At 58.1% G+C, this 3,117-nt stretch carries 2 protein-coding genes; both read left to right on the top strand.

Going from position 1 to position 3,117, the window contains the following annotated elements; translation table 11 throughout:
- The coding region (locus AC4GMC_RS17935; RefSeq protein ID WP_490391494.1) for a DNA topoisomerase at window positions 1-1,521 on the top strand (1,521 nt) is incomplete at its 5' end.
- A gap of 169 nt (window positions 1,522-1,690) precedes the next feature.
- Entirely contained in the window at window positions 1,691-3,043 is a 1,353-nt protein-coding gene (locus AC4GMC_RS17940) for an MATE family efflux transporter (RefSeq protein WP_487878051.1), read from the top strand.
- The last annotated feature ends 74 nt before the right edge of the window (window positions 3,044-3,117 follow it).

Here is a 3,117-nt window from a genome sequence, read left to right on the forward strand (position 1 = left end):
CTGATCTGGAAGCGGACACTGGCCAGCCAGATGGAAGCCGCCCGCTTTGAGCGCACGACCGCAATCATCGGCTCCGATGATGCGCAGGTCGAAATGCGTGCCTCCGGGCAAGTCGTGCTCTTTGACGGCTTTATGAAGGTCTACATGGAAGGCCGTGACGACGAGGTCGTGGATGACGATGACAAGCGTCTGCCGTCGATCCAGCAGGGTGAGCCTGCTAAGAAGGAAAGCATCACCCCCGAGCAACACTTTACCCAGCCACCGCCCCGCTACACCGAGGCGACACTGGTTAAGCGAATGGAAGAGCTAGGCATTGGGCGCCCCTCAACCTACGCATCCATTGTGACAACGATCCAAGATCGTGGCTATGTCATCAAAGAAAAAAACCGCCTGATCCCCGAGGATAAAGGCCGGTTGGTGACGGTATTTCTGTCAAACTACTTCCGCAAATATGTGGGCTATGACTTCACGGCTGAGCTGGAAAACCAGCTTGATGAAGTGTCCGCTGGCAATGCGCAGTACAAAGACGTGCTGAACCGGTTCTGGCGTGATTTTAAGGCCGCGATCGATGAAACCGCCGAGCTGCGCATCACCGAAGTCCTTGAGAAAATCAACGAGGTACTAGAGCCGCACCTGTTTCCCGACCAAGGCGACGGCAAACCGCCGCGTCAGTGCCCGAATTGCGAAATTGGCCGCTTGTCCATGCGTACGGCGCGCGCAGGTGGGGCGTTTATCGGCTGCTCCAACTACCCTGAGTGCCGCTACACACGGCCCTTCGGTCCCCCCGGCATGGAGGATCCATCGGCGATCCCACCCGAGGGCAAGCTATTGGGCAGCGACGCCGACGACGAGATCCGGATCTTTAAGGGCCGCTTTGGACCCTACGTCCAGCGCGGCGAAGTGACCGAAGAAAACAAAAAACCCCCGCGCCAGTCTATTCCAAAAGAGTGGGCGCCCGAGGAATTAACGCTTGAGCAGGGTGTGCAGTTGCTTGCTCTGCCACGCCTGATCGGAGAGCACCCCGAAGACGGTATCCCGGTTTGGGCCAATATCGGTCGTTATGGGCCGTATCTGAAGCACGCCGACAGCACGTCGAACCGGGGCGGCACGAATGCCAACCTCGAAGGGCTTGATGAGGTTTGGACCGTGGGCATGAACCGCGCGGTGCAATTGCTGGCCGAGAAAGTGGCATCTCGGGGGGGCCGAGGGGTTGCAGCCACACCGCTGAAAGAACTGGGCGAGCATCCCGACGGCGGTGGTGCGGTGAATATCATGAAGGGCAAATACGGGCCTTACGTGAAGTGGGAGAAGGTGAATGCCACCATTCCCGAAACCACCGAGCCGGAGGACGTAACGATGGACTTGGCCGTTCAGCTATTGGAAGAACGGTTGGCCAAGACCGGTAAGAAAAAGCCTGCCGCAAAGAAAGCAGCGGCGAAAAAGCCCGCAGCGAAGAAACCAGCGGCGAAGAAGAAAGCGCCTGCTAAGAAGAAACCTGCGGCCAAAACCGAAACGAAATAGCCAGATTGCGCGCCTTCGGCGCATTGCGATGCTTTGGGGGGGCGCTGCCCCCGCCCTTCGGGCTCCCCCGGAGTATTTTGGGAACAAAGGAACGGGGCACGGCCTATTCGGCTATCGCTAGTCAGTGACGATGCATATTTGGGCCAGTTGCATATGCCCAAGGGGGCGCATGTATAACCCAAGCTTGTTTCTAGACATCCGCGCATTGGCGCGATTGAGCACGCCAATTATCATATCTCTTGCCGCCTCAATGCTCATCGGGGTCGTAGATACGATTATGATCGCGCCTTTGGGCACCGTCGCGCTCGCGGCAGCGTCGATCACGGTATCAATTCAGGTGATCTTTTTTGCCTGTCTCTACGGGTTTGTTTCGGGCACCTCTGTGAGAATGTCTGAGACATTCGGAGCGAGCGATGCACGCGGCTTGTCTGAGGCCACCTTGGCGGGCCTTGTGATTGGAGGGGGTGCCGGGGTTTTAGGCATGGGCTTGATGCTGGCGATGAGGCCTGGTTTGGCTTGGCTCGGTCAGCCGCCGGATGTGCTAGACGCGCTTGCGGATGGTTATTGGCAGGCTATGGCCGTTATGTTGGTCCCATTTACGCTATTCTACATGCTTAAGGGTTTATTTGATGCACTGAGTGCGCCTTGGCTAGGGGTGAGCATTGCCTTTGGTGCCGTTGCTTTGAACGTGCCTGCCAATTGGGTGCTGATCTACGGAATTGGTAACTGGGACGGTGTGGGACTGTCTGGAGCAGCTTATGCCAGCCTGTTTTCGCAGAGTGCCTCTTTATTGATGGCGTTGGCCTTTTGGCGCTACGGGGGGGCGTTTTCTAGCGCGCGGCATGTAGTTTCCCTCACGCGGTCAGAGCTCTTGCGTCAGCTACGCGCAGGTGGGACGATCGCCACCGGTTATTTCAGCGAAGGGGCGGTCTATGCCTGTGTCGGTCTGATGGTGGGTTGGTTTGGCGCAGGCGCGCTGGCGGCAAATCAGATCGTCAATTCCGTCGCGACTGTCCTCTATATGGTACCTCTTGGCATATCGATTGCGGTGTCCATTGTCGTCGGCCAAGCATTGGGAGCTGGGGAGGATCATCGCATTAGGGGCATTGGTCTGGCGGCTCTTAGCCTGAGTGTCGGGTGGATGGTGACCGTAATGCTTGGACTGCTGATGTTAGCGGCCCCAATAGCCGGTGCACTGTCGGCCGATCCTGCGGTCGTGACCTTGGCCACGACACTGTTTTGGATCATCGCGGCCACACAGATTGCGGACGGCGTGCAGGGCACCATGTTGGGCGCGGCGCGGGGTATGACAGACAACAGCGTGCCTGTCGCCGCGACCTTGCTGGGCAACTGGGGCGTCGCCCTGCCGCTAGCCTATGGGCTTGGTGTTTTTCTGGGTTGGGGGCCTGAGGGAATATGGATTGGCTACGGTTTAGGGCTCGCCTTTGCGGCTATCCTCGTGAGTTGGCGGTTCTTTTGGAAGGTCAAACGCTTGACGCCCGAGCCAAACGCTCCGACATAAAAGCCATAAGGAGAGCCAATGCCCGATCAAATGCCCGCGCTACAGCCGCACCCCGATGTTCTTGAGTTCCTTGC

Source organism: Thalassobacter sp. (assembly GCF_982993085.1).